At 39.5% G+C, this 24,574-nt stretch carries 36 protein-coding genes and 1 pseudogene; all 37 read left to right on the forward strand.

Going from position 1 to position 24,574, the window contains the following annotated elements; translation table 11 throughout:
• Positions 1–14: 14 nt before the first annotated feature.
• Entirely contained in the window at positions 15–2,093 is a 2,079-nt protein-coding gene (fusA, locus tag EW028_RS17775; protein WP_131521816.1) for an elongation factor G, read from the forward strand.
• 136 nt (positions 2,094–2,229) lie between these two features.
• A complete protein-coding gene (tuf, locus tag EW028_RS17780; RefSeq protein WP_004233614.1) occupies positions 2,230–3,417 on the forward strand; it encodes an elongation factor Tu in 1,188 nt (395 codons plus the stop codon).
• Positions 3,418–3,575: 158 nt separating this feature from the next.
• A complete protein-coding gene (locus tag EW028_RS17785) occupies positions 3,576–4,256 on the forward strand; it encodes a response regulator transcription factor (protein ID WP_082148187.1) in 681 nt (226 codons plus the stop codon).
• Between the two features lie 15 nt (positions 4,257–4,271).
• Entirely contained in the window at positions 4,272–5,288 is a 1,017-nt protein-coding gene (locus EW028_RS17790; protein ID WP_131521817.1) for a sensor histidine kinase, read from the forward strand.
• Between the two features lie 96 nt (positions 5,289–5,384).
• A complete protein-coding gene (locus tag EW028_RS17795) occupies positions 5,385–6,146 on the forward strand; it encodes an ABC transporter ATP-binding protein (RefSeq protein ID WP_048395566.1) in 762 nt (253 codons plus the stop codon).
• Positions 6,136–8,115 (forward strand): FtsX-like permease family protein, encoded by a 1,980-nt coding sequence (locus tag EW028_RS17800; RefSeq protein ID WP_131521818.1) that lies wholly within the window; start codon positions 6,136–6,138, stop codon positions 8,113–8,115. Before EW028_RS17795 ends, EW028_RS17800 begins: the two co-directional genes overlap by 11 nt.
• 157 nt (positions 8,116–8,272) lie before the next feature.
• Positions 8,273–9,583 (forward strand): Na+/H+ antiporter family protein, encoded by a 1,311-nt coding sequence (locus EW028_RS17805; protein ID WP_131521819.1) that lies wholly within the window; start codon positions 8,273–8,275, stop codon positions 9,581–9,583.
• 352 nt (positions 9,584–9,935) lie between these two features.
• The gene (gene rpsJ / locus EW028_RS17810) at positions 9,936–10,244 is read left to right on the forward strand and encodes a 30S ribosomal protein S10 (protein WP_004233624.1); all 309 of its coding nucleotides are present in this window, start codon (positions 9,936–9,938) and stop codon (positions 10,242–10,244) included.
• Positions 10,245–10,289: 45 nt separating this feature from the next.
• Positions 10,290–10,919, forward strand: coding sequence for a 50S ribosomal protein L3 (gene rplC / locus EW028_RS17815; RefSeq protein ID WP_004233625.1), 630 nt, complete (start codon positions 10,290–10,292; stop codon positions 10,917–10,919).
• A gap of 26 nt (positions 10,920–10,945) precedes the next feature.
• A complete protein-coding gene (rplD, locus tag EW028_RS17820; protein WP_004233626.1) occupies positions 10,946–11,569 on the forward strand; it encodes a 50S ribosomal protein L4 in 624 nt (207 codons plus the stop codon).
• Complete coding sequence (gene rplW / locus EW028_RS17825) at positions 11,569–11,853, forward strand: 50S ribosomal protein L23 (protein WP_004233628.1); 285 nt, start codon at positions 11,569–11,571, stop codon at positions 11,851–11,853. Before rplD ends, rplW begins: the two co-directional genes overlap by 1 nt.
• Positions 11,854–11,900: 47 nt before the next feature.
• Positions 11,901–12,731, forward strand: coding sequence for a 50S ribosomal protein L2 (gene rplB / locus EW028_RS17830; RefSeq protein ID WP_009373990.1), 831 nt, complete (start codon positions 11,901–11,903; stop codon positions 12,729–12,731).
• Positions 12,732–12,791: 60 nt separating this feature from the next.
• Positions 12,792–13,070 carry a 30S ribosomal protein S19 gene (gene rpsS, locus EW028_RS17835; protein WP_004233637.1) on the forward strand — a complete coding sequence of 93 codons (279 nt, stop codon included), beginning with the start codon at positions 12,792–12,794 and terminating at the stop codon, positions 13,068–13,070.
• A 22-nt stretch (positions 13,071–13,092) separates the two neighbouring features.
• A complete protein-coding gene (gene rplV, locus EW028_RS17840; protein WP_004233639.1) occupies positions 13,093–13,437 on the forward strand; it encodes a 50S ribosomal protein L22 in 345 nt (114 codons plus the stop codon).
• A 3-nt stretch (positions 13,438–13,440) separates the two neighbouring features.
• On the forward strand, positions 13,441–14,094 hold the full coding sequence (rpsC, locus tag EW028_RS17845; protein ID WP_004233642.1) for a 30S ribosomal protein S3: 654 nt from the start codon (positions 13,441–13,443) through the stop codon (positions 14,092–14,094).
• A 1-nt stretch (position 14,095) separates the two neighbouring features.
• The gene (rplP, locus tag EW028_RS17850; RefSeq protein WP_004233644.1) at positions 14,096–14,530 is read left to right on the forward strand and encodes a 50S ribosomal protein L16; all 435 of its coding nucleotides are present in this window, start codon (positions 14,096–14,098) and stop codon (positions 14,528–14,530) included.
• Positions 14,520–14,720 (forward strand): 50S ribosomal protein L29, encoded by a 201-nt coding sequence (gene rpmC, locus EW028_RS17855; protein WP_004233646.1) that lies wholly within the window; start codon positions 14,520–14,522, stop codon positions 14,718–14,720. The genes rplP and rpmC overlap by 11 nt, the downstream gene beginning before the upstream one ends.
• 18 nt (positions 14,721–14,738) lie before the next feature.
• Positions 14,739–15,002 carry a 30S ribosomal protein S17 gene (gene rpsQ / locus EW028_RS17860; protein WP_004233648.1) on the forward strand — a complete coding sequence of 88 codons (264 nt, stop codon included), beginning with the start codon at positions 14,739–14,741 and terminating at the stop codon, positions 15,000–15,002.
• Positions 15,003–15,045: 43 nt separating this feature from the next.
• Positions 15,046–15,414 carry a 50S ribosomal protein L14 gene (gene rplN / locus EW028_RS17865; protein ID WP_004233650.1) on the forward strand — a complete coding sequence of 123 codons (369 nt, stop codon included), beginning with the start codon at positions 15,046–15,048 and terminating at the stop codon, positions 15,412–15,414.
• Between the two features lie 35 nt (positions 15,415–15,449).
• Complete coding sequence (gene rplX / locus EW028_RS17870; protein ID WP_004233652.1) at positions 15,450–15,758, forward strand: 50S ribosomal protein L24; 309 nt, start codon at positions 15,450–15,452, stop codon at positions 15,756–15,758.
• 28 nt (positions 15,759–15,786) lie between these two features.
• The gene (gene rplE / locus EW028_RS17875) at positions 15,787–16,326 is read left to right on the forward strand and encodes a 50S ribosomal protein L5 (protein ID WP_004233654.1); all 540 of its coding nucleotides are present in this window, start codon (positions 15,787–15,789) and stop codon (positions 16,324–16,326) included.
• Positions 16,327–16,347: 21 nt separating this feature from the next.
• Entirely contained in the window at positions 16,348–16,533 is a 186-nt protein-coding gene (locus EW028_RS17880) for a type Z 30S ribosomal protein S14 (RefSeq protein WP_004233656.1), read from the forward strand.
• Positions 16,534–16,562: 29 nt separating this feature from the next.
• Positions 16,563–16,961: a 30S ribosomal protein S8 gene (gene rpsH / locus EW028_RS17885; protein ID WP_004233658.1), complete on the forward strand. Its 399-nt coding sequence runs from the start codon at positions 16,563–16,565 to the stop codon at positions 16,959–16,961.
• A 30-nt stretch (positions 16,962–16,991) separates the two neighbouring features.
• Positions 16,992–17,531, forward strand: coding sequence for a 50S ribosomal protein L6 (gene rplF / locus EW028_RS17890; RefSeq protein WP_004233660.1), 540 nt, complete (start codon positions 16,992–16,994; stop codon positions 17,529–17,531).
• 32 nt (positions 17,532–17,563) lie between these two features.
• Positions 17,564–17,923 carry a 50S ribosomal protein L18 gene (gene rplR / locus EW028_RS17895; protein WP_004233662.1) on the forward strand — a complete coding sequence of 120 codons (360 nt, stop codon included), beginning with the start codon at positions 17,564–17,566 and terminating at the stop codon, positions 17,921–17,923.
• Between the two features lie 21 nt (positions 17,924–17,944).
• A complete protein-coding gene (gene rpsE / locus EW028_RS17900) occupies positions 17,945–18,448 on the forward strand; it encodes a 30S ribosomal protein S5 (protein WP_004233664.1) in 504 nt (167 codons plus the stop codon).
• 13 nt (positions 18,449–18,461) lie between these two features.
• Complete coding sequence (gene rpmD, locus EW028_RS17905; RefSeq protein ID WP_004233668.1) at positions 18,462–18,644, forward strand: 50S ribosomal protein L30; 183 nt, start codon at positions 18,462–18,464, stop codon at positions 18,642–18,644.
• A 34-nt stretch (positions 18,645–18,678) separates the two neighbouring features.
• On the forward strand, positions 18,679–19,119 hold the full coding sequence (gene rplO / locus EW028_RS17910) for a 50S ribosomal protein L15 (protein ID WP_004233670.1): 441 nt from the start codon (positions 18,679–18,681) through the stop codon (positions 19,117–19,119).
• Positions 19,119–20,414 carry a preprotein translocase subunit SecY gene (secY, locus tag EW028_RS17915; protein WP_004233672.1) on the forward strand — a complete coding sequence of 432 codons (1,296 nt, stop codon included), beginning with the start codon at positions 19,119–19,121 and terminating at the stop codon, positions 20,412–20,414. Before rplO ends, secY begins: the two co-directional genes overlap by 1 nt.
• A gap of 70 nt (positions 20,415–20,484) precedes the next feature.
• A complete protein-coding gene (locus tag EW028_RS17920) occupies positions 20,485–21,138 on the forward strand; it encodes an adenylate kinase (RefSeq protein WP_004233689.1) in 654 nt (217 codons plus the stop codon).
• Between the two features lie 249 nt (positions 21,139–21,387).
• Positions 21,388–21,465: pseudogene (locus EW028_RS17925) on the forward strand (type I methionyl aminopeptidase); the annotation flags it as partial.
• Between the two features lie 86 nt (positions 21,466–21,551).
• Positions 21,552–21,770 (forward strand): translation initiation factor IF-1, encoded by a 219-nt coding sequence (gene infA / locus EW028_RS17930; RefSeq protein WP_004233690.1) that lies wholly within the window; start codon positions 21,552–21,554, stop codon positions 21,768–21,770.
• A gap of 37 nt (positions 21,771–21,807) precedes the next feature.
• Complete coding sequence (gene rpmJ / locus EW028_RS17935; RefSeq protein ID WP_000868344.1) at positions 21,808–21,921, forward strand: 50S ribosomal protein L36; 114 nt, start codon at positions 21,808–21,810, stop codon at positions 21,919–21,921.
• Between the two features lie 24 nt (positions 21,922–21,945).
• Positions 21,946–22,311 carry a 30S ribosomal protein S13 gene (gene rpsM / locus EW028_RS17940; protein ID WP_004233729.1) on the forward strand — a complete coding sequence of 122 codons (366 nt, stop codon included), beginning with the start codon at positions 21,946–21,948 and terminating at the stop codon, positions 22,309–22,311.
• A 25-nt stretch (positions 22,312–22,336) separates the two neighbouring features.
• The gene (rpsK, locus tag EW028_RS17945) at positions 22,337–22,726 is read left to right on the forward strand and encodes a 30S ribosomal protein S11 (protein ID WP_004233731.1); all 390 of its coding nucleotides are present in this window, start codon (positions 22,337–22,339) and stop codon (positions 22,724–22,726) included.
• A gap of 139 nt (positions 22,727–22,865) precedes the next feature.
• Positions 22,866–23,810 (forward strand): DNA-directed RNA polymerase subunit alpha, encoded by a 945-nt coding sequence (locus EW028_RS17950; RefSeq protein ID WP_004233733.1) that lies wholly within the window; start codon positions 22,866–22,868, stop codon positions 23,808–23,810.
• Between the two features lie 57 nt (positions 23,811–23,867).
• Positions 23,868–24,248 carry a 50S ribosomal protein L17 gene (gene rplQ, locus EW028_RS17955; RefSeq protein ID WP_008181938.1) on the forward strand — a complete coding sequence of 127 codons (381 nt, stop codon included), beginning with the start codon at positions 23,868–23,870 and terminating at the stop codon, positions 24,246–24,248.
• The last annotated feature ends 326 nt before the right edge of the window (positions 24,249–24,574 follow it).

Here is a 24,574-nt window from a genome sequence, read left to right on the forward strand (position 1 = left end):
AGGAGAAATACCTAATGAAACGCGAATTCTCACTAGAGAATACTCGTAATATTGGGATCATGGCTCACATTGATGCTGGTAAAACAACAACAACTGAGCGTATCCTTTATTACACAGGTAAGATTCACAAAATCGGTGAAACTCATGAAGGCGCTTCTCAAATGGACTGGATGGAGCAAGAGCAAGAACGTGGTATCACAATCACTTCTGCTGCGACAACAGCTCAATGGAAAGGCAACCGCGTAAACATCATCGATACTCCTGGACACGTAGACTTCACTGTAGAAGTAGAACGTTCTTTACGTGTACTTGACGGCGCAGTAACTGTACTTGATGCTCAATCTGGTGTTGAACCTCAAACAGAAACTGTATGGCGTCAAGCTACAACTTACGGTGTACCACGTATCGTATTCATTAACAAAATGGATAAAATGGGTGCAGATTTCCTATATTCTGTAGGTACTTTACACGAGCGTTTACAAGCAAATGCTCATCCAATCCAATTACCAATTGGTGCGGAAGATGAGTTCAAAGCAATTATTGACCTAGTTGAAATGGATGTAACTTACTACGATAACGAAGAAGGTACAGCATTACGTGAAGGTCAACCAATTCCTGAAGAATTCCAAGCGCAAGCTGAAGAATACCGTGAGAAGTTAATCGAAGCAATCGCTGAAGTTAACGAAGAAATCATGGAAAAATACTTTGCTGGTGAAGAAATTACAAAAGAAGAGCTTAAAACGGCTATCCGTAAAGCGACAATCGCTGTAGAATTCTATCCAGTAATCTGTGGTACAGCATTCAAACACAAAGGTGTTCGTAAAATGCTTGACGCAGTTATCGACTACTTACCATCACCAGTTGATGTACCTGCTATTAAAGGTACAACTCCAGATGGTGATGAAACTGAACGTCCATCATCAGACGAAGCGCCATTCGCAGCTTTAGCATTTAAAGTTATGACTGACCCATTCGTAGGTAAATTAACGTTCTTCCGTGTGTACTCTGGTGTTCTTGAATCAGGTTCATACGTACAAAACTCTTCAAAAGGCAAACGTGAACGTGTAGGTCGTATCCTACAAATGCACGCTAACAGCCGTGAAGAGATTTCAAAAGTATTTGCTGGTGATATCGCAGCTGCTGTAGGTCTTAAAGATACAACAACTGGTGACACTCTTTGTGAAGAGAAAAACCTTGTTATCCTTGAGTCTATGGAGTTCCCAGAACCAGTTATCTCTCTTTCTGTAGAACCAAAATCAAAAGCTGACCAAGATAAAATGGGTCAAGCTTTACAAAAACTACAAGAAGAAGATCCAACATTCCGTGCACATACAGACCAAGAAACTGGTCAAACAATTATCTCAGGTATGGGTGAGCTTCACCTTGATATCTTAGTTGATCGTATGCGCCGTGAATTTAAAGTAGAAGCTAACGTAGGTGCTCCAATGGTATCTTACCGTGAAACATTCCGTGGCTCTGCTCAAGTTCAAGGTAAATTCACTCGTCAATCTGGTGGTCGTGGTCAATACGGTGACGTATGGATCGAGTTCTCTCCAAATGAAGAGGGTAAAGGCTTTGAATTCGAAAATGCTATCGTTGGTGGTGTAGTACCACGTGAATATATTCCAGCTGTAGAAGCAGGTCTTCGTGACTCGCTTGACCGCGGTGTAATCGCTGGTTACCCATTAATCGACATCAAAGCGAAATTATTCGATGGTTCTTACCATGATGTTGACTCAAACGAAATGGCATTTAAAATCGCTGCATCTATGGCACTTAAAGCTGCTGCATCAAAATGTAGTCCAGTTCTTTTAGAGCCTATGATGAAAGTTGAAGTTGTAATTCCAGAAGAATATCTTGGTGATATCATGGGTAACATCACTTCTCGCCGTGGTCGCGTAGAAGGTATGGAAGCTCGCGGTAACGCTCAAGTTGTTCGTGCGATGGTTCCACTATCAGAAATGTTTGGATATGCAACAACTTTACGTTCTGCAACGCAAGGTCGTGGTGTATTCTCAATGGTATTCGATCATTATGAAGAAGTACCAAAATCAATCTCTGAAGATATCATCAAAAAAAATAAAGGTGAATAATTGAAATTTCATCTTGCATAAAGTATAACTAATTTGTAAGCTATGATTGCAGGATAGGGGATGGGCCCGTTCTCTATCAGCATTCATTCTATAAATTTTAAATCTAAAACATACAATTTTGAGGAGGCAATCTCTAATGGCTAAAGAAAAATTTGACCGTTCTAAAACGCATGCTAACATTGGTACAATCGGACACGTTGACCATGGTAAAACTACTTTAACTGCTGCAATCGCTACAGTTCTTTCTAAAAAAATGGGTGGTACAGCTAAATCTTACGCTGATATCGATAACGCTCCAGAAGAAAAAGAACGTGGTATCACAATCAATACTTCTCACGTAGAATACGAAACTGAAACTCGTCACTATGCACACGTTGACTGCCCAGGACACGCTGACTATGTTAAAAACATGATCACTGGTGCTGCTCAAATGGACGGCGGTATCTTAGTAGTATCTGCTGCTGACGGCCCAATGCCACAAACTCGTGAACACATTCTTTTATCTCGTCAAGTAGGTGTTCCATACTTAGTAGTATTCATGAACAAATGTGATATGGTTGACGACGAAGAATTATTAGAATTAGTAGAAATGGAAATCCGTGACCTACTATCTGAATATGACTTCCCAGGTGACGATATTCCTGTAATCAAAGGTTCTGCTCTTAAAGCTCTTGAAGGTGAACCAGAATGGGAAGAAAAAATCGTTGAATTAATGGACGCTGTAGATTCTTACATCCCAACTCCAGAACGTCAAACTGACAAACCATTCATGATGCCAGTAGAGGACGTATTCTCTATTACTGGTCGTGGTACAGTTGCAACTGGCCGTGTTGAACGTGGTCAAGTTAAAGTTGGTGACGTAGTTGAAATCATCGGTATCGCTGAAGAAGCTAAATCTACTACTGTAACTGGTGTAGAAATGTTCCGTAAATTATTAGACTATGCTGAAGCTGGTGACAACATCGGTGCTTTACTACGTGGTGTTGCTCGTGAAGAAATCCAACGTGGTCAAGTATTAGCTAAACCAGGTTCAATTACTCCACACACTAACTTCAAAGCTGAAGTTTACGTTTTATCAAAAGAAGAGGGTGGCCGTCATACTCCATTCTTCTCTAACTACCGTCCTCAGTTCTACTTCCGTACAACTGACGTAACAGGTATCTGTAACTTACCAGAAGGCGTTGAAATGGTAATGCCTGGTGATAACATCGAAATGACAGTTGAACTTATCGCTCCAATCGCTCTTGAAGAAGGTACTAAATTCTCTATCCGTGAGGGTGGCCGTACTGTAGGCGCTGGCGTAGTTGCTTCTATCCAAAAATAATTTTAGCTTTCGCTAATTTCTAACCAATCTGTAGGGACGCCTACAGATTGGTTTTTTGTGTTAAAATAAAGGAAAATTAGAGTTTTAATTAGTGTATGTGTACATAACAACAAGCATGTCCTCTAGCGTAAATAATTAAAGGGAAAGGGGAACTAAGTATGGACATGAAAATTTTGCTGATTGAAGATGATCCTTCTATTTTTAGCATGATTCAAGAACGTTTTGAGCAGTGGTCACTAAACGTGGTTGGACCTAAAAATTTTCAGAAGGTGATGGATGACTTTATAGAGGAGAAGCCCCATCTCGTGCTAATTGATATTCAATTGCCTGCCTATGATGGCTTTCATTGGTGTCGTGAAATTCGTCATTTATCCAAAGTGCCAATCCTTTTTCTTTCTTCCCGAGATCACCCGATGGATATGGTGATGGCTATGCAAATGGGGGCTGATGATTTTATTCAAAAGCCTTTTCATATGGAAGTTTTACTCGCAAAAGCACAGGCTATTTTACGTAGAACCTATGATTACGTTGAAGAAAAAATGGATGTTACACGTTTTAACGATGCCATAATTGATTATGCGAGAAGTGAAATTATGTATAATGGTGCCATTGCTTCTTTAACAAAAAATGAACTTTTTATTTTAAGAATATTAGTGGAGCAGGCTAATCATATCGTTTCAAGAGACGAGCTAATGAGAAAACTATGGGATGACGAACGTTTCGTAAACGATAATACTTTGTCTGTAAACGTTAATCGGTTACGTGCAAAGCTAGAGGATATTGGTTTACATGAGGTAATACTAACGAAAAAAGGACTTGGTTATATGGCAGTAAGCTGAGGGATGTGAGGGAAGTTGCTATTATTATTTATTAGAGAACGCTTTGCTTGGATAGGATTTTTTATTTTTACTCTGATAATTCTAAATGTACTATTTTCTTTAGATGTTGGTTTAAATGGAATTTCTATTGGGTATGTAAACGTTAGTTTACTTGTAAGTTTTACACTCTTTTTTTGGTGTCGCTATGTCATCGAAGTTGGGAAATTAAAAGATTTCCTGGGAAATATGGATAGCCACCTTGATGATGCACATAGAAATAGTTTAGCTTTATCTCCTTTTCAAGAAGTATACTTTCAAAAAATGGAGGATGCCTTCTTTGAAAAGAATTTAGAGTTAAATCAAGCCAAAGTGCTGATACAGGAGCATTCTGATGAGCTATTAGCTTGGGTCCATGAAGTAAAAGCACCTTTAACTGCCATTAATTTAATGTTTGAACATATTGAGGATTTACAGCTACGTCGAAAATTAGAGAATGAATGGCTAAGACTACATCTTTTGGTTGATCAACAACTGCATCAAACAAGATTATACGCTATTGAAAAAGATAATTATTTAAATGAGATTGAACTGAAGTCCATTGTTTATAAAGAAATCAGAGCGATGCAAGCTTGGTGTCTTGAAAAAGGCATTGGCTTTGAAATTGGTGAACTGACAGAGATTGTTATGACAGATGGCAAGTGGTTAGCTTTTATTATTCGACAAATTCTTTCGAATGCCATCAAGTATAGCCCAGTAAATTCTGAGATAACAATCTTTACAGAATATGATTCTACAGGTGCTACATTACTACATATTAAAGATATAGGTAGGGGTATACCTTTAGACGATTTACCTAGAATTTTTCAAAAATCTTATACAGGAACAGCGGGAAGGGAATCCTCTCAATCAACAGGTATGGGTCTCTATTTAGCATCTAATGTAGCCCATAAAATTGGTATTCGTATTAATGTTCAATCTAAAGTAGGGGAAGGCTCGCTATTTACACTACGTTTCCCCTTACAAAATGAATATGCGAAACTAACAGGTAGATGACGAAAATGTCACCTACCTTTTTATATTGTCATGTAAAACGCACGAATGTTTAGGTTTGACAGGGTACACTTGAACTATAGAAAGGGGCGTTATGAAGTGACAGTTTTAATAGGACGTAAAATAAAGAAAGTGTATGGAAAAAAATCAACGGCTCAGGAAGTATTAAAGGGTATTGATGTAGAAGTGAATAGAGGAGAATTTGTAGGTATTATGGGACCTTCTGGCTCTGGTAAAACAACGCTTTTAAATGTCTTATGCTCAATTGACTTTGCGACAGAAGGTGTTATTGAGATAAACGGTCATAGTTTACGTGGTATGAAAGAAAAGGCTTTAGCAAACTTCCGAAGAGAGCAGCTAGGATTTATATTTCAAGACTATAATTTATTAGATACCTTGACAGTAAAAGAAAATATTCTTCTACCGTTAGCCATCAGTAAGTTACCAAAAGCTGTTGCCGAAAGTCGAGTGAAGGAACTCACTTCTTTGTTGGGAATCACGGAAATTTTAAATAAATATCCCAACGAAATATCAGGTGGACAAAAACAGCGTACCTCTGCTGCACGTGCACTTATTACCAATCCGTCATTGGTATTTGCAGACGAGCCCACTGGGGCACTAGATTCTAAATCAGCTACAGCCCTGCTTCAAAATCTACAAAATATAAATGAAACAAAAGAAGCGACAATTATGATGGTTACACACGATGCTGTAGCCGCAAGTTTCTGTACACGTGTGTTATTTCTAAAGGATGGCCTTATCTATAGTGAACTTTATAAGGGCGATAAAACAAGGCAGGCCTTTTTCAAAGAAATCATGCATACACAAAGTGTGCTAGGCGGTGACGGGTATGAGTCTTAGTAAGTTAGTACTTCGAAGTATGAAGAAAAATATGAAGCACTACTATCTATATTTCTTTGCACTTATTTTTAGTGTTACCTTATACTTTTCGTTCGTCACCTTGCAAAATAATACGGAGGTGTGGGCTGCTGTTCAAATGAGTGGAACAGCTACGGCAGGATTTAAGGCAGCAACTTATATTCTTTATTTTATCGTTTTGTTCTTCGTTCTGTATGCAAACCATTTATTTATGAAGCGTCGTAGTAAGGAAATAGGTTTGTACCAACTGATTGGCATGACTAAGGGGCTAATCGTGCGTTTATTAGCGATTGAAAACATTCTCTTATTTGTTGGAGCCGTTATTATAGGTATGTTGGCAGGCTTCTTTAGCTCTCGTGTGTTTGCAATGATTTTGCTTCGTGTGCTTGAAAAAGAAGCTCTCGTAACCATGACTTTTAGTACACAAGCTTTACTGCAGTCGATGATTGTATTTACTATCTTATTGATCATCGTTCTTATACAGATGGCTTGGATGATTCATCATGTGTCATTGTTATCATTATTTAGTGCAGCAAAACAAGCAGATGAGCGTGTAAGACGCTTTAGTGCGTTCCAGATGGTTATTGGCTTTTTGGGTCTTATACTGATTGCTTATGGCTACTATGCATCGACAAAGCTGTTCGATATCGAATCTGCTGGTAATTTATTTATTAATATGATTATTATTTTAGCTACTACAATTGGTGGAACATTCCTTGTTTTTCGTTTCTCTGTAGCGTTTATTATGAATACTATTCGTCTAAAGAAAAAAGGGCATTTATCCATAAAGGATGTATTAGCATTAACGCCCATCATGCATCGCATGAAGAGCAATGCAAAGTCATTAACGCTAATCACTGTGTTAACAGGCGTTTCTCTAGGCGTGACGACGCTTTCCTATATCGCCTACTACTCCTCGGAAGCATCTGCATATAGCCAAGTACCAGGTGATTTCATATTGCTTGAAGAGCAAGGGGAGGAGTTTTTAGAGAAGTTAGAGGAAAATAATATTGCTTATGATAAAATTGACTACCGTCTTCAGGGAGTAACTGCTGCTGTAGGTCAATTGATGTCTAAAAAACAGCAGGATAACCCTTTATATACAATGGAAGGCACAATTTATACCATTCCGCTTTCAGATTATCAGCAGAGTGTTCCAGAGGCTAAGCTATCAGGAAATGAGGTTATCTTAACAAACTATGGTGGTTATATGGCTGAAATGTTCCCGTTAGAGAAAGATCATGATTTAGTAGTATCTGCAGGAGAACTTGAAGAAACTTTTCATGTCGTTGATATCCACGATAAAAGTGTGATAAGTGGTATTGTAACGGCTGGGGGTGGTGGACCTATCTTTGTTGTGACAGATGATATGTTTAAAAGTTTAACTACACAGGCAGCTCTTTATCCTTGGCATCATCAAACAACAATAACTTTAAAATCGAAAGAAGATATTGCAACAGCAGAAAAATTATATATTCAATCAAATGCAGGTATTATTACGGCTGTAGATGATAAAGGGGAGACAAAGCAATATACACAATCATCCTATGAAGGAAAACGTAAAGACAATATTGAATCATTGGGTCTTACCATCTTTACAACAGCATTTTTAGGGCTTGCGTTCTTAATGACCACAGGTAGTATTCTATACTTTAAACAAATGTCTGAGGCAGAGGAAGAACGTGATTCCTATACAATCCTGCGAAAGATTGGTTTTGCTGAAAAAGATATCATGAAGGGTATTTATATGAAACAGGCCTTTAATTTCGGTGTTCCATTAGTTATTGGGTTATTGCATAGCTACTTTGCTGTTAAGTCAGGATGGTTTTTATTTGGGACAGAGTTAACAACCCCCTTGTGGATTGCAATGTGCTGTTATATAGCCTTATATACGATTTTTGCCATTCTATCGGTAGGCTATTATAAAAAGGTTGTACGTCAATCGTTGTAAAATTAAATAAGAAGAAACTCGGAAACAGTGTGGTGGTTATCATTACACTGTTTTTTAGTGCAAAAATATAGAAATTACAAAAAACCTTGACTTTCAATTATCAGAATAATAAAGTTTAACATGTTAGTAATTTAGTGTATGAAAGTAGAGTGTGACAATGAATGCAGTAATTGCGGCTGTTGCCGTTATGTTAATATTAAGCTTGCTTCGTATCAATGTAGTTCTCTCGTTAGTTTTAGGAGCATTTGTAGGCGGTCTAACTAGTGGGATGGGCATTGAGTCAACAGTCCAATCATTTACGGAAGGATTAGGGGCAGGAGCAACCATTGCATTAAGTTATGGCTTACTTGGTGGTTTTGCAATCGCCATTGCCAAAACAGGAATACCCGAATTAATGATAGCGGGGGTGTTAAAAATATTAAAGGGTGAAAGTAATAGAAAAGGACTTGTGAAGGTATTAATTTTCTTCCTTATTTTTGTGATGTCTATTTTATCTCAAAATGTCATTCCTATTCATATTGCCTTCATTCCATTATTAATTCCTCCTATTTTAAAGATTTTAAATATGCTAGAAGTTGACCGACGTATAATCGCAACGTTGATTGCAGTAGGCTTAATTGGTACTTATAGTTTTGTACCTGCTGGTTTTGGAGCAATCTTTCAAGATATCGTTGCTACACAAGTGTCAGAGGCAGGAATGGCTGTATCTTCTCGTGATGTCCCTGTAGCAATGGGTATGCCCGTATTAGGAATGCTAATCGGATTGATAATTGCTTTTGCTGTATACCGCAAGCCAAGACATTATAAGCATAGAGAAGTAGAGACGGAATCTTTAAATATAAACGTCAGCAAATTTATTATGTTTTCTACAGCTCTGGCATTAGTAGTATCACTATGCGCTCAAGTGTTAACGGATTCAATGATTGTAGGGTCGTTTGCAGGTATTATGATTATGTATTTTACAGGTGCCCTTAAATGGAAAGAAGCCGATGATATTCTTTCTGAGGGAATGAAGATGATGGCCTTTATTGGCTTTGTTATGATTGCGGCAAATGGTTTTGCGGCGGTAATCAATGCAACAGGTGATGTGGACAGCTTAATTACTAATTCACTCACCTTATTAGAAGGAAATAGAAGTCTTGCTGTCTTCATCATGTTAGTCATAGGATTAGTTGTAACGATGGGGATTGGTTCGTCCTTCGCAACAGTGCCTATTATCGCTACACTATTTGTTCCGCTAGCACAAGGTTTAGATATGAGTCCTTTAGCGATATTATGCTTAATCGGTACATCAGGTGCTTTAGGAGACGCAGGTTCACCAGCATCCGATTCTACATTAGGACCAACAGCAGGCCTAAATGTTGACGGCCAGCATCATCATATTTGGGATACCTGTGTTCCTACGTTTATTTTCATTAACATACCACTAATCCTGTTTGGTTGGATTGCCTGTGTGTTCTTTCTATAATAAGGAGGTAGTTTCTATTTAAATAGAAACTACTTTTCTTTTAGAGTTATTTGAAATGTGCGAAAATGTTGATATGACAACCTTAAGTGTTGCAATATGTATAGAAATTTTATATACTAATAAACGGCTTAATAAAGCGAAGAAATAGTAGTACTAAGAATATCTGCAACATTTAAAAGAATTTAGCGAAAAGACTTGCTTATTCTTTTTTTATTGTATATAATGTTGAATGTTGGTCTTTGACTGCGATGAAGCGAGAGGTTGCCGACACACCCGGCCGCTTTGCCATGGCGGTGTGTGGGAAAATTTTCGTGGAGAATGTCTAGAAAATAGGCGAGAAGGAGGGAAAATAATGGCAAAACAAAAGATTCGTATTCGTTTAAAAGCGTATGATCACCGTATTTTAGATCAATCTGCTGAGAAAATTGTGGAAACTGCAAAACGTTCAGGTGCAAGTGTATCAGGTCCGATTCCACTTCCAACTGAGAAGTCTGTGTACACAATTCTTCGTGCGGTTCACAAGTACAAAGATTCTCGTGAACAATTCGAAATGCGTACGCATAAACGTCTGATCGATATCGTTAACCCAACACCACAAACTGTTGACGCGTTAATGAAACTTGATTTACCATCTGGCGTTGATATCGAAATCAAACTTTAATGGTAAAAACAATATAACTTTTAAAACTTACAGGAGGTGTGACAAATGGCTAAAGGAATCTTAGGTAGAAAAATTGGTATGACACAAGTTTTCGCTGAAAACGGCGATTTAATCCCGGTAACAGTTATCGAAGCTACTCCAAACGTAGTTCTTCAAAAGAAAACTGTTGAAACAGACGGCTACGAAGCAATTCAAGTTGGTTTCGAAGACAAGCGCGTTAAGCTTTCTAACAAACCAGAACAAGGTCACGTAGCAAAAGCGAACACTGCTCCTAAGCGCTTCATTCGTGAATTCCGCAACGTGAACGTGGAAGAATACGAAGTTGGTCAAGAAGTCAAAGTAGAAATTTTCGCAGAAGGCGATGTAATCGATGTAACAGGAGTTACTAAAGGTAAAGGTTTCCAAGGTGTTATCAAACGCCACGGACAATCTCGTGGTCCTATGGCCCACGGTTCTCGTTACCACCGTCGTCCTGGTTCAATGGGTCCAGTTGCTCCGAACCGCGTATTCAAACAAAAGAAATTACCTGGTCAAATGGGTGGCAATGTAGTTACAATCCAAAACTTAGAAATCGTGAAAGTTGACACAGATCGTAACTTACTACTTGTTAAAGGTAATGTTCCTGGTTCTAAAAAAGCTCTAGTTACAGTAAAAACTGCAATTAAAGCTAAGTAATCACTTAAGGAAAGGAGGAAACAGGAATGACAAAAGTATCTGTACTTAGTCAAACAGGTGCTTCAGTTGGTGAAATCGAATTAAACGATGCGATCTTCGGAATCGAGCCAAATGAAGCAGTATTATTCGACGCAGTAGTTGCTCAACGCGCTTCTCTTCGTCAAGGTAATCACAAGGTTAAAAACCGTTCTGAAGTTGCTGGTGGTGGTCGTAAACCATGGCGTCAAAAAGGAACTGGTCGTGCTCGTCAAGGTTCTATCCGTTCTCCACAATGGCGCGGCGGTGGTATCGTATTCGGTCCTACTCCACGTAGCTATTCTTATAAATTACCTAAAAAAGTTCGTCGTTTAGCTCTTAAATCTGCTTTATCAGCTAAAGTAGTAGAACAAAACTTCTTAGTTCTTGATGCTCTAACTCTAGCAGCACCAAAAACAAAAGAATTCACAAAAATCCTTAAAGATCTTTCTTTAGAGAAAAAATCTTTATTCGTAACTGCTGACCTAGATGAAAACGTAGCATTATCTGCTCGTAACATCCCTGGTGTAACAGTTTTAACTGCAAACGGAATCAACGTTCTTGATCTATTAGGTCATGATAAAGTTGTATTCACTAAGTCTGCAGTAGAAAAAGTTGAGGAGGTGCTTGGATAATGGAAGCACGTGATATTTTAAAACGTCCGGTCATTACTGAGCGTTCTTCAGAACTTATGGCAGAGAAAAAGTATACTTTCGAAGTAGACACTCGCGCTAACAAAACTCAAGTAAAAGACGCTGTAGAAGAAATCTTTGGCGTAAAAGTTGAGAAAGTAAACGTTCTTAACTACAAAGGTAAATTCAAACGCGTAGGCCGTTACGGTGGTTACACTAACAAACGTCGTAAAGCGATCGTTAAACTAACTGCTGATAGCAAAGAAATTGAATTATTCGAAATGTAATCCTCACGGATTTATGATTTGAACACTCAAGAAGGAGGGAAAACACAATGGCGATTAAAAAGTATAAACCTACCTCTAATGGTCGTCGTAACATGACGTCATTAGACTTTGCGGAAATTACAACTAACAAGCCTGAGAAATCATTGCTTGAACCAACTAAACGCAAAGCTGGTCGTAACAACCAAGGTAAAATCACTGTTCGTCATCATGGTGGTGGTCATAAGAAGCAATACCGTGTTATCGATTTCAAACGTGTTAAAGATGGCATTCCGGCAAAAGTTGCTACTATTGAATATGATCCAAACCGTTCTGCGAATATCGCATTAATCAACTACGCTGATGGAGCAAAAGCTTACATCTTAGCACCAAAAGGTCTAGAGGTTGGTCAAACAATCGTTTCTGGTCCAGATGCTGATATTAAAGTAGGTAACACATTACCATTAGCAAACATTCCAATGGGTACTACAATCCATAACATCGAGTTAAAACCTGGTAAAGGCGGACAATTAGTACGTTCAGCTGGTACTTCTGCGCAAGTACTTGGTCGTGAAGATAAGTACGTTATCGTTCGTTTACAATCTGGTGAAGTACGTTTAGTTTTAGCTACTTGCCGCGCTACAATCGGTCAAGTTGGTAACGAACAACACGAACTTGTACACATCGGTAAAGCAGGTCGTAGCCGTTGGTTAGGTAAACGCCCAGAAGTTCGTGGTTCTGTAATGAACCCTAACGATCACCCACACGGTGGTGGTGAAGGACGTTCTCCAATCGGACGTAAATCACCAATGACTCCTTGGGGTAAACCAGCACTTGGTTACAAAACTCGCAAGAAGAAAAACAAATCGGATAAATTTATCATCCGTAGTCGTAAAAAATAAAGTGGTTAAACTACGGTTCTATGTGAGAGCCGTGGTGGAATCACGGAGGGAGGTTCCTACATGGGTCGCAGCTTGAAAAAAGGACCTTTTGTCGATGACCACTTAATGAAAAAAGTGGAAGCGCAAGAGGCTTCTGAGAAAAAACAAGTTATCAAAACTTGGTCACGCCGTTCTACAATCTTCCCGAACTTCATCGGTTTAACGATTGCTGTATATGATGGACGTAAACATGTTCCTGTATACGTAACAGAAGATATGGTAGGCCATAAACTTGGTGAGTTCGCACCGACACGTACTTATAAAGGTCACGGTGCAGACGACAAGAAAACAAGACGCTAATTTTGAGAGGAGGTAAATCCTAATGACACAAGCTAAAGCTATCGCTCGTACAGTACGCATTGCTCCTCGCAAAGTACGTCTAGTTGTAGACTTAATCCGAGGTAAGCAAGTTGGTGAAGCAGTTGCAATTTTACGTCATACTCCAAAAGCGGCGTCTCCAGTCGTTGAGAAAGTATTAAAATCTGCAGTTGCTAACGCTGAGCACAACTACGATCTTGACATCAACTCTTTAGTAGTTTCTGAAGTATTCGTTGACGAAGGTCCAACTTTAAAACGTTTCCGTCCACGTGCACAAGGACGTGCAAGCGCAATTAACAAACGCACAAGCCACATTACTCTAGTGGTATCTGAGAAGAAGGAGGGTTAATCCGTGGGTCAAAAAGTACATCCAATAGGACTACGCGTTGGTATTATTCGTGACTGGGAGTCAAAATGGTACGCTGAAAAAGACTATGCAACTCTACTTCACGAAGACATCAAAGTGCGTAAATATATTGAAACGGCTCTTAAAGACGCTTCAGTTTCTAAAGTAGAAATCGAACGTGCTGCAAACCGTGTAAACATTACAATTCACACTGCGAAACCAGGTATGGTAATCGGTAAAGGTGGTACTGAAGTTGAAAATCTTCGTAAATACCTTAGCGATTTAACTGGTAAACGTGTACACATCAACATCATTGAAATCAAACGTGCAGATCTTGACGCTCGTCTAGTAGCTGAAAACATCGCTCGTCAATTAGAAAATCGTGTATCATTCCGTCGTGCGCAAAAGCAAGCGATCCAACGCACAATCCGCGCTGGTGCAAAAGGAATTAAAACACAAGTATCTGGTCGTTTAGGTGGCGCTGATATCGCGCGTGCTGAACACTATAGTGAAGGAACTGTTCCACTTCATACTCTACGTGCTGACATCGATTATGCACACGCAGAAGCTGATACTACTTACGGTAAATTAGGCGTTAAAGTATGGATCTACCGTGGTGAAGTTCTTCCTACGAAGAAATCTGTGGAAGGAGGCAAATAATATGTTATTGCCTAAACGCGTTAAATACCGTCGTGAACACCGCGGCAACATGCGTGGCGAAGCGAAAGGCGGTAAAGAAGTAACTTTCGGCGAATGGGGCTTACAAGCTCAAACTGCTAGCTGGATTACTAACCGTCAAATCGAATCTGCTCGTATCGCGATGACTCGTTACATGAAACGTGGCGGTAAAGTTTGGATTAAAATCTTCCCACATAAACCTTACACTAAAAAACCTCTAGAAGTCCGCATGGGTTCTGGTAAAGGTTCTCCTGAAGGTTGGGTAGCAGTAGTTAAACCAGGAAAAGTAATGTTCGAAATTGCTGGCGTATCTGAAGAAGTTGCACGTGAAGCACTTCGTTTAGCATCACACAAACTTCCTGTTAAATGTAAGATCGTAAAACGTCAAGAAACTGGTGGTGAATCTAATGAAAGCTAATGAAATCCGTGACCTTGCTACTTCTGAAATAGAATTAAAAGTGAAATCACTGAAAGAAGAGCTTTTCAACCTTCGCTTCCAATTGGCGACTGGTCAATTAGAAAACACAGCTCGTATTCGTGAAGTGCGTAAAGCAATCGCGCGTATGAAAACTGTTATTCGTGAAAGAGAAATCAGTGCAAATAACTGATAAAGGAGGTTTTCAAGTATGACTGAGCGCAATCAACGCAAAGTTTACACGGGCCGCGTTGTTTCAGATAAAATGGACAAAACTGTTACTGTTTTAGTTGAAACTTACAAAAAGCACAAGCTTTATGGTAAGCGTGTAAAATACTCTAAAAAGTTTAAAGCTCATGATGAGTTAAACACAGCGAAAATCGGTGATATCGTACGTATCATGGAAACTCGCCCGCTATCAGCTACTAAACGTTTCCGTCTAGTAGAAGTTGTAGAAAAAGCGGTTATTATTTAATAACTATTTCGGAACAACCAATTTCCGAAGGGAGGTAACCTAAGTGATCCAACAAGAAAGTCGTATGAAAGTTGCTGACAACTCAGGTGCACGTGAAGTTCTTACAATTAAAGTGCTTGGTGGCTCTGGCCGTAAAACTGCTAACATCGGTGATATCGTTGTTTGTACAGTTAAGAAAGCAACACCAGGTGGCGTTGTCAAGAAGGGTGACGTTGTTAAAGCTGTTATCGTTCGTACTAAATCAGGCGTTCGTCGTAAAGACGGCACGTACATCAAATTTGATGAAAATGCTTGTGTAATTATTCGTGATGATAAATCACCACGCGGAACTCGTATTTTCGGACCTGTTGCACGTGAACTACGTGACAGCAACTTCATGAAAATCGTTTCTCTAGCTCCAGAAGTTCTTTAATTTCATGACAGTGCCAATCAAGGAGGTGCGACAGCATGCATGTAAAAAAAGGTGACAAGGTTAAGGTAATCACTGGTAAGGATAAAGGCAAAGAAGGCGTAATCCTTGCTGCTTTCCCAAAACAAGATCGCGTTCTTGTTGAAGGTGTGAATATCGTGAAAAAACACGTTAAACCTAACCAATTGAATCCACAAGGTGGTATTGTTAGCCAAGAGGCTGCAATTCACGTTTCGAACGTAATGCTAATCGATCCTAAATCTGGCGAGCCGACTCGTGTAGGTTATAAAATCGAAAACGGTAAAAAAGTTCGTGTAGCAAAAAAATCAGGTGCAGTAATCGACTAATTAGTATAAATAGAAGGGAGGTACACACATGAGCCGCCTAAAAGAAAAATATTTAAATGAAGTTTCTCCAGCTCTTATGAGCAAATTTGGATATAAATCAGTTATGCAACTACCGAAAGTTGAGAAAATCGTTATCAACATGGGTGTTGGTGATGCAGTTCAAAACTCTAAAGCGTTAGATGCAGCTGTTGAAGAATTAACAATTATCACTGGTCAAAAACCAGTAGTAACTAAAGCTAAAAAATCGATCGCAGGTTTCCGTCTTCGTGAAGGTATGCCTATCGGTGCTAAAGTTACATTACGCGGTGAGCGTATGTATGAATTCTTGGACAAATTAATCTCTATCTCACTACCTCGTGTACGTGACTTCCGTGGTGTTTCTAAAAAAGCATTCGATGGTCGCGGTAACTACACTCTAGGTGTTAAAGAACAATTAATTTTCCCAGAAATCGATTACGATAAAGTTTCAAAAGTACGCGGTATGGACATCGTGATCGTAACGACAGCGAACTCTGACGAAGAAGCTCGCGAGTTATTGACACAATTCGGTATGCCGTTCCAAAAGTAATCAAACAAGGAGGGCGAAAACGTGGCTAAAAAATCTATGATCGTTAAACAACAACGTAAGCAAAAGTTTAAAGTGCAAGAGTATACACGTTGTGAACGCTGTGGTCGTCCACATTCAGTATATCGCAAATTCAAACTTTGCCGTATTTGTTTCCGAGAACTTGCATATAAGGGACAAATTCCTGGCGTGAAAAAAGCCAGCTGGTAATCCCCTAATTTGGGAAGGAGGTAAATGTAATGACAATGACTGATCCGATTGCAGATATGCTTACTCGCATTCGTAATGCGAACATGGTTCGTCACGAGAAGTTAGAAGTACCAGCTTCCAACGTGAAAAAAGAAATCGCTGAAATTTTAAAGCGTGAAGGTTTCGTACGTGACGTAGAATACGTGGAAGACAACAAACAAGGTATCATCCGTATTTTCTTAAAATATGGAAAAGATAACGAGCGCGTTATCACTGGCTTAAAACGTATTTCTAAACCTGGTTTACGTGTATATGCTAAAACAAATGAAGTACCTAAAGTATTGAACGGTCTTGGTATCGCTTTAGTGTCAACTTCACAAGGTTTATTAACAGATAAAGAAGCTCGCGCTAAACAAGTTGGCGGAGAAATTCTAGCATACGTTTGGTAATTAGCAATAAATGAATGGAGGTGCAGCTAAATGTCTCGTGTAGGTAAAAAAATTATCGAGGTACCTGCTAACGTAACTGTTACTGTTGATGCAAACAACACTGTTACTGTTAAAGGTCCTAAAGGCGAACTTGTTCGTTCTTTCCACCAAGATATGAAAATTGAGCAAGAAGGTAACGTAATCACTGTAGTACGTCCTTCTGATTCAAAAGAACACCGCACAAACCACGGTACTACTCGTGCGCTTCTTGCGAACATGGTTACTGGTGTTTCTGCAGGTTTCGAAAAAGCTTTAGAACTTATCGGTGTTGGTTACCGTGCGCAATTACAAGGTAATAAACTTGTACTTAACGTAGGTTACTCTCATCCAGTAGAGTTCACACCTGAAGATGGTCTACAAATTGAAGTTCCTTCAAATACAAAGATCATTGTTAAAGGTATCAGCAAAGAACGCGTTGGTGCTCTTGCATCTAACATCCGTGACGTTCGTCCACCAGAGCCTTATAAAGGTAAAGGTATTCGTTATGAAGGCGAATATGTTCGTCGTAAAGAAGGTAAAACAGGTAAATAATGCAGCTTAAGCATTAGAAAGGAGTGACCCTTGTGATTACGAAACAAGATAAAAATCAGGTTCGTAAAAAACGTCATGCTCGCGTTCGTTCTAAAATTTCGGGTACTGCTCAGCGTCCACGCTTAAACGTATTCCGTTCTAACAAGAACATTTACGCGCAACTTATCGATGACGTAGCAGGCGTAACAATTGTTAGCGCATCTTCTCAAGAAAATGGTTTCGAAGGTGCTGGTAGCAATGTTGACGCAGCAACTAAAGTCGGTGAAACAATCGCAAAACGCGCTGCGGAAAAAAATATTACTGCTGTAGTATTTGACCGTGGTGGTTACTTATATCATGGACGTGTTAAAGCTTTAGCTGAAGCTGCACGTGAGAACGGTTTAGAATTTTAATAAGAAGGAGGGACACATTTCATGAGTCGTATTGACGCAAACAAACTTGGAGAACTTGAAGAACGCGTAGTTACTATTAACCGCGTTGCTAAAGTTGTTAAAGGTGGACGTCGCTTCCGCTTCACAGCATTAGTTGTAGTTGGCGATAGAAACGGTCATGTAGGTTTCGGTACTGGTAAAGCTCAAGAGGTGCCAGATGCTATCCGCAAAGCTGTTGAAGATGCGAAGAAAAACTTAATCGAAGTGCCACGCGTAGGTGGAACAACTCCACACTTAGTGCAAGGTCGCTTTGGTGCAGGAGAAATCCTAATCAAACCTGCTGCTCCTGGTACAGGGGTTATCGCTGGTGGTCCAGTACGTGCTGTACTAGAACTTGCTGGTATTACTGATATTCTTTCAAAATCACTTGGATCTAACACACCAATTAACATGGTGCGTGCAACAATTCAAGGTTTAACTGAATTAAAACGCGTAGAGGACGTAGCTAAATTACGTGGTAAATCAGTGGAAGAACTATTAGGATAAGGGGGGAAAGATAATGGCTAACAAATTAGAAATCACCCTTACTAAATCTGTGATTGGTACTAAACCTGCACAACGCAAAACTGTTGAAGCTTTAGGTTTACGTAAATTACACCAAACTGTAGAGAAAGCTGATAACGCAGCTACTCGCGGTATGCTTGATAAAGTAGCTCACTTAGTTACTGTAAAAGAAATTTAATTTCCAATTATTGAACAAGGAGGTGCCACCCACTATGAAACTGCATGAGTTAAAACCAGCAGAAGGTTCTCGTAAGCAACGCAACCGCGTTGGTCGTGGTATCGGTTCTGGTAACGGTAAAACAGCAGGTAAAGGTCATAAAGGTCAAAACGCTCGTTCTGGTGGCGGTGTTCGCCCAGGCTTTGAAGGCGGTCAGAACCCATTATTCCGTCGTTTACCAAAACGTGGCTTTACGAACATTAACCGTAAAGAATACGCGATCGTTAACCTTGATGCTTTAAACCGTTTCGAAGACGGTGCAGAGGTAACTGCTGCATTATTACTTGAAACTGGTCTCGTGAGCAATGAAAAAGCTGGAATTAAAGTTCTAGGCAACGGAACTCTTAATAAAAAGCTTACTGTCAAAGCTCATAAATTCTCAGCTTCAGCGAAAGAAGCAATCGAGAATGCCGGCGGAACTACTGAGGTGATTTAATGTTTCAGACAATCTCTAACTTTATGCGTGTTCGAGATATAAGAAATAAAATCATTTTCACACTTTTAATGTTAATCGTTTTTCGTATTGGAACTTTCATTCCAGTACCTAACGTTGACGCTAATGTATTAAAGGCAACTGATGAGTTTAACCTCGTTGGTTTCCTCAATACTTTTGGCGGTGGTGCTTTAAAGAACTTCTCCATCTTTGCAATGGGGATTATGCCTTACATCACAGCCTCAATTATTGTTCAGTTATTGCAAATGGACGTAGTACCGAAATTTGCTGAGTGGGCAAAGCAAGGTGAAGTCGGAAGACGTAAACTTGCGCAATTTACACGCTACTTTACTATTATTCTTGCTTTTATTCAATCATTCGCGATGTCATTTGGTTTTAATAGAATGTATGGTGGGTCATTGATTAAGGAAGAAGGGGTTTTAACATATGTTATAATCTCTATTGTATTAACAGCGGGTACAGCATTCCTAGTATGGCTTGCTGATCAAATTACTGCGCATGGCGTTGGTAATGGTATTTCTGTTGTAATCTTCGCAGGTATCGTTGCGGCATTACCTACAGGTATCAACCAAATCTATGCACAACAAATCGAGGGTGCGGGTGATAAGCTATTTATCAACCTAATTATCCTTGGTCTACTTGTTTTAATCTTGCTTGCGGTTGTTATTGGAGTTATCTATGTGCAACAAGCACTACGTAAAATTCCAATTCAATATGCAAAACGAGTTACTGGGCGAAATCAACAAACTGGTGGTCAACAAACGCATTTACCGTTAAAAGTAAATGCTGCAGGGGTTATTCCTGTAATCTTTGCTTCAGCGTTTCTGATGACACCTCGTACGTTAGTTCCGTTCTTCGGTGAAAATAATGTTACAACATTCATTAACAACACGTTTGATCATACAAAACCTGTTGGAATGATTATTTATGTGGCATTAATCATCGCATTCACATATTTCTATGCATTCGTACAAGTGAATCCAGAAAATGTGGCAGATAACTTGAAAAAGCAAGGTGCTTATATTCCAGGTATTCGTCCTGGTGAAAACACTCAAACGTATTTAACAAGCGTGTTATATCGTCTGACTTTTGTCGGCGCGATTTTCTTAACTGTTATTTCAGTAATGCCGGTTATATTCATAAACTTTATGAATCTACCTGCCTCAGTGCAGATCGGTGGTACTAGTATTATTATCGTAGTCGGCGTAGCGCTCGAAACGATGAAGCAGCTAGAATCTCAACTTGTTAAACGTCACTACAAAGGCTTTATGAAATAATGTTGGTTTTTAGGGAACGTTCCATCGTTTCCTTTAATCAGCAAACCTTTTGTGGGAGGAATATTTCCTAATGAATATCGTTTTAATGGGTCTGCCAGGTGCTGGTAAAGGTACGCAGGCAGATAAAATTGTTGAGAAGTACGCAATTCCTCATATTTCTACAGGCGATATGTTCCGTGCTGCAATTAAAGAAGGTACTGAACTAGGCTTACAAGCTAAGTCGTTTATGGATCAAGGTGCACTTGTACCTGATGAAGTGACGATTGGTATTGTTCGTGAGCGACTGGCTAAACCTGATTGTGAAAAAGGGTTCTTATTAGATGGTTTCCCACGTACTGTTCCTCAAGCTGAAGCCTTAGATAGCATTCTTGCTGACCTAGGTAAAGCTATTGAGCATACATTAAACATTCAAGTTGAAAAGGATGAGTTAATTGCTCGTCTTTCAGGTAGACGTATTTGTAAAACTTGTGGTACATCCTATCATTTAATTTTCAATCCTCCTGCTGAGGAAGGAAAATGTGATAAAGATGGTGGCGAGCTTTATACACGTGCAGATGATAATCCTGAAACGGTTGCGAACCGTCTGGAAGTAAATATGAAACAAGCACAACCTCTACTTGATTTCTATCAAGCTAAAGGCGTGTTAACTAATATAGATGGACAGCAAGATATTAACAAAGTGTTTGCTGATCTTGATGCTCTATTACAGAGCAGCCGCAGCTGATACCCGGCTCCGGGCGCAGAGTACTGCTTCCGCGGGAGGCATGCGGGAGCAACAACGAAACATAATTTTTTTGAGAGTTGCAAAAGCATATTGTGCCCGGTATATATTTCTTCTTAAAAGTGCAACATACCTTTTGGAGGAGTATAATGGGTTTCGTGGAAGCATCTGTGTAACGGGTATGAATATCTCATCCAAGACATTCCGGTATTCGTGTAAACATGGGAGATTCAGTGCCCTTACTGGTTCTGTATATTCCGTGGATTGTGTGAAGCGAAACCAGACGAGCGTCTTTCAAACATCTCTCATACAATCCAAACATATGTTGAAACGAGGTTGCTTCTAAAGTTGCAGCAGATATCCGTTTGATGTAACGATGAGAACTTTAATTTGCATATAGAGAGGAGACAGAGTAGATGGCGAAAGATGATGTAATTGAAGTCGAAGGGACAGTTGTTGAGACTTTGCCAAACGCGATGTTTAAGGTAGAATTAGAAAATGGACATGTGATTCTAGCACACGTATCTGGTAAGATTCGTATGCACTTTATCCGTATTCTACCTGGAGATAAGGTTACTATTGAGTTATCTCCTTATGATTTAACTCGCGGTCGTATCACATACCGTTTTAAATAATCTTTTGCGCTCCGGACTACTAAGGAGGTTAGGTTAGATGAAAGTGAGACCATCTGTGAAACCGATCTGCGAAAAATGTAAAGTAATTCGCCGACGCGGTAAAGTAATGGTAATCTGTGAAAATCCTAAACATAAACAAAAACAAGGTTAATTCTAAAGGAGGTGCACAACGTACATGGCACGTATTGCTGGTGTTGATATTCCTCGCGACAAACGCGTGGTAATTTCATTAACGTACATTTTCGGTATTGGTAAAACTACAGCTCAGAAAGTACTAGCTGATGCAGGTATTTCAGAAGATACACGCGTACGCGACTTAACTGAAGATGAGTTAAACAAAATCCGTGAACAATTAGATTCATACAAACTTGAAGGTGACTTACGTCGCGAAACTTCATTAAATATTAAACGTCTGATGGAAATCGGTTCATTCCGTGGTATCCGTCACCGTCGTGGCTTACCTGTTCGTGGTCAAAATACGAAGAACAATGCGCGTACGCGTAAAGGTCCTCGTAAAACAGTTGCGAACAAGAAAAAATAATTGGTAAAGGAGGTTCCTTCTTAACATGGCTCGTAAACAACAAACTCGTAAACGTCGTGTGAAAAAGAATATCGAATCTGGTATCGCACACATTCGTTCTACATTTAACAATACAATCGTAACGATTACAGATATGCAAGGTAACGCTGTATCTTGGTCAAGTGCTGGTGCTCTTGGTTTCCGTGGTTCACGTAAATCTACACCATTCGCTGCTCAAATGGCTGCAGAAACTGCTGCTAAAACATCCCTTGAACATGGTCTGAAAACGTTGGAAGTAACTGTTAAAGGTCCTGGTGCTGGTCGTGAAGCTGCTATTCGTGCACTTCAAGCTGCTGGTTTAGAAGTAACTGCTATTAAAGACGTTACTCCAGTTCCTCATAATGGTTGCCGTCCGCCAAAACGTCGTCGCGTGTAATGGGTGCGTCTCATATTGTATGAGAACATCATTTTTTGTACAGACTGTCTTGTGCAGATAATAAACGATACGTCATTGACGATCGAATCTATGATGGAAAGAACCTATACATTCGATGTTTTGAAGGAGGGTAAATAAAATGATCGAAATTGAAAAACCAAAGATTGAAACGGTGGAGATCAGCGAAGATTCCAAATATGGAAAGTTTGTTGTAGAACCGCTTGAACGCGGATATGGAAACACTTTGGGTAATTCTTTACGTCGTATCCTTCTGTCTTCATTACCAGGAGCTGCTGTCACTTCAATTCAAATTGATGGTGTTCTTCACGAATTCTCAACTGTAGAAGGCGTAGTAGAAGATGTAGCTTCAATCATTTTGAACGTGAAAAAACTAGCTCTTAAAATCTACTCTGACGAAGAAAAAGTTATTGAGATTGATGTTAAAGGCGATGGTACAGTTACGGCTGCTGACATTACACATGACAGTGACGTAGAAATTTTAAACCCAGATCTATATATTGCAACAATCGCTAAAAACGGTCATTTACGTATGCGTATGTATGCACAACGCGGCCGTGGTTACACTCCTGCTGATCAAAACAAACGTGAGGATCTTCCTATCGGCGTGATCCCGATCGACTCTATTTACACTCCAGTATCACGCGTCAATTTCCAAGTGGAAAATACTCGTGTTGGTCAGTCTTCTGACTACGACAAACTTTCTCTTGATGTGTGGACAGATGGCAGCATCGGTCCGAAAGAGGCGATTTCGCTCGGAGCAAAAATTTTAACCGAGCATCTTAACATCTTCGTTGGCATGACAGATGAGGCACAAACTGCTGAAATCATGGTCGAAAAAGAAGAAGATCAAAAAGAAAAAGTTTTAGAGATGACTATCGAAGAGCTTGATCTTTCTGTTCGTTCTTATAACTGTTTAAAACGCGCTGGTATTAATACAGTACTAGAACTTGCGAATAAATCAGAAGACGACATGATGAAAGTTCGTAACCTTGGACGCAAGTCATTAGAAGAAGTAAAAGCGAAGTTAGAAGAGCTTGGTTTAGGATTACGCAAAGAAGACTAAGCGATTTAAACACAACTAACAAGATCAGATTTTTTTCTATAAAGGAGGGAAACATCCATGGGTTACAGAAAACTTGGTCGTACAAGTTCTCAACGTAAAGCGATGTTACGTGACTTAGCTACTGATTTAATCATCAACGAGCGTATCGAAACTACTGAGGCTCGCGCTAAAGAAGTACGTAAAGCTGTTGAAAAAATGATTACTTTAGGTAAACGCGGAGATTTACATGCACGCCGTCAAGCTGCTGCATTTATCCGTCGTGAACTAGTAACAACGACTGATGCAGAAGGTAACGAATCAACATCATTTGCACTTCAAAAGTTATTTGATGATGTTGCACCACGTTATGCTGAGCGTCAAGGTGGTTACACTCGTATTCTTAAAGTAGGTCCTCGTCGTGGCGACGGTGCACCTGTTGTTGTGATTGAACTAGTTTAATCATAAGAGAAAACTTGTGGTGAAGAGGGTGGGAATCACCACCCTCTTTCTTTATAAATGATTTATACGACAAATAATTAAGCTGAGCGTTATGATGAGCGGACACTTATTAGTGTGGCGTCTCGTTTAGCTCTCCGCACCTCATTCAGGAGAAATAAGGGCTTGAGCACCCATATTTCTTGTAAATGTAACGACTAGCGCATTTCTATCGAATGAGGTGCGCGCTTTTTTATTAGATTAGATGGCGCCAATTTGTGGTGCTTTTTTTAATATATGGGTGTTATTTTGTTATTTATTTAACCAATATCAATTTGAGTTGTTATTGT

The sequence above is a fragment of the Lysinibacillus sp. OL1 genome, from assembly GCF_004332175.1.
Taxonomy (GTDB): domain Bacteria; phylum Bacillota; class Bacilli; order Bacillales_A; family Planococcaceae; genus Lysinibacillus; species Lysinibacillus capsici.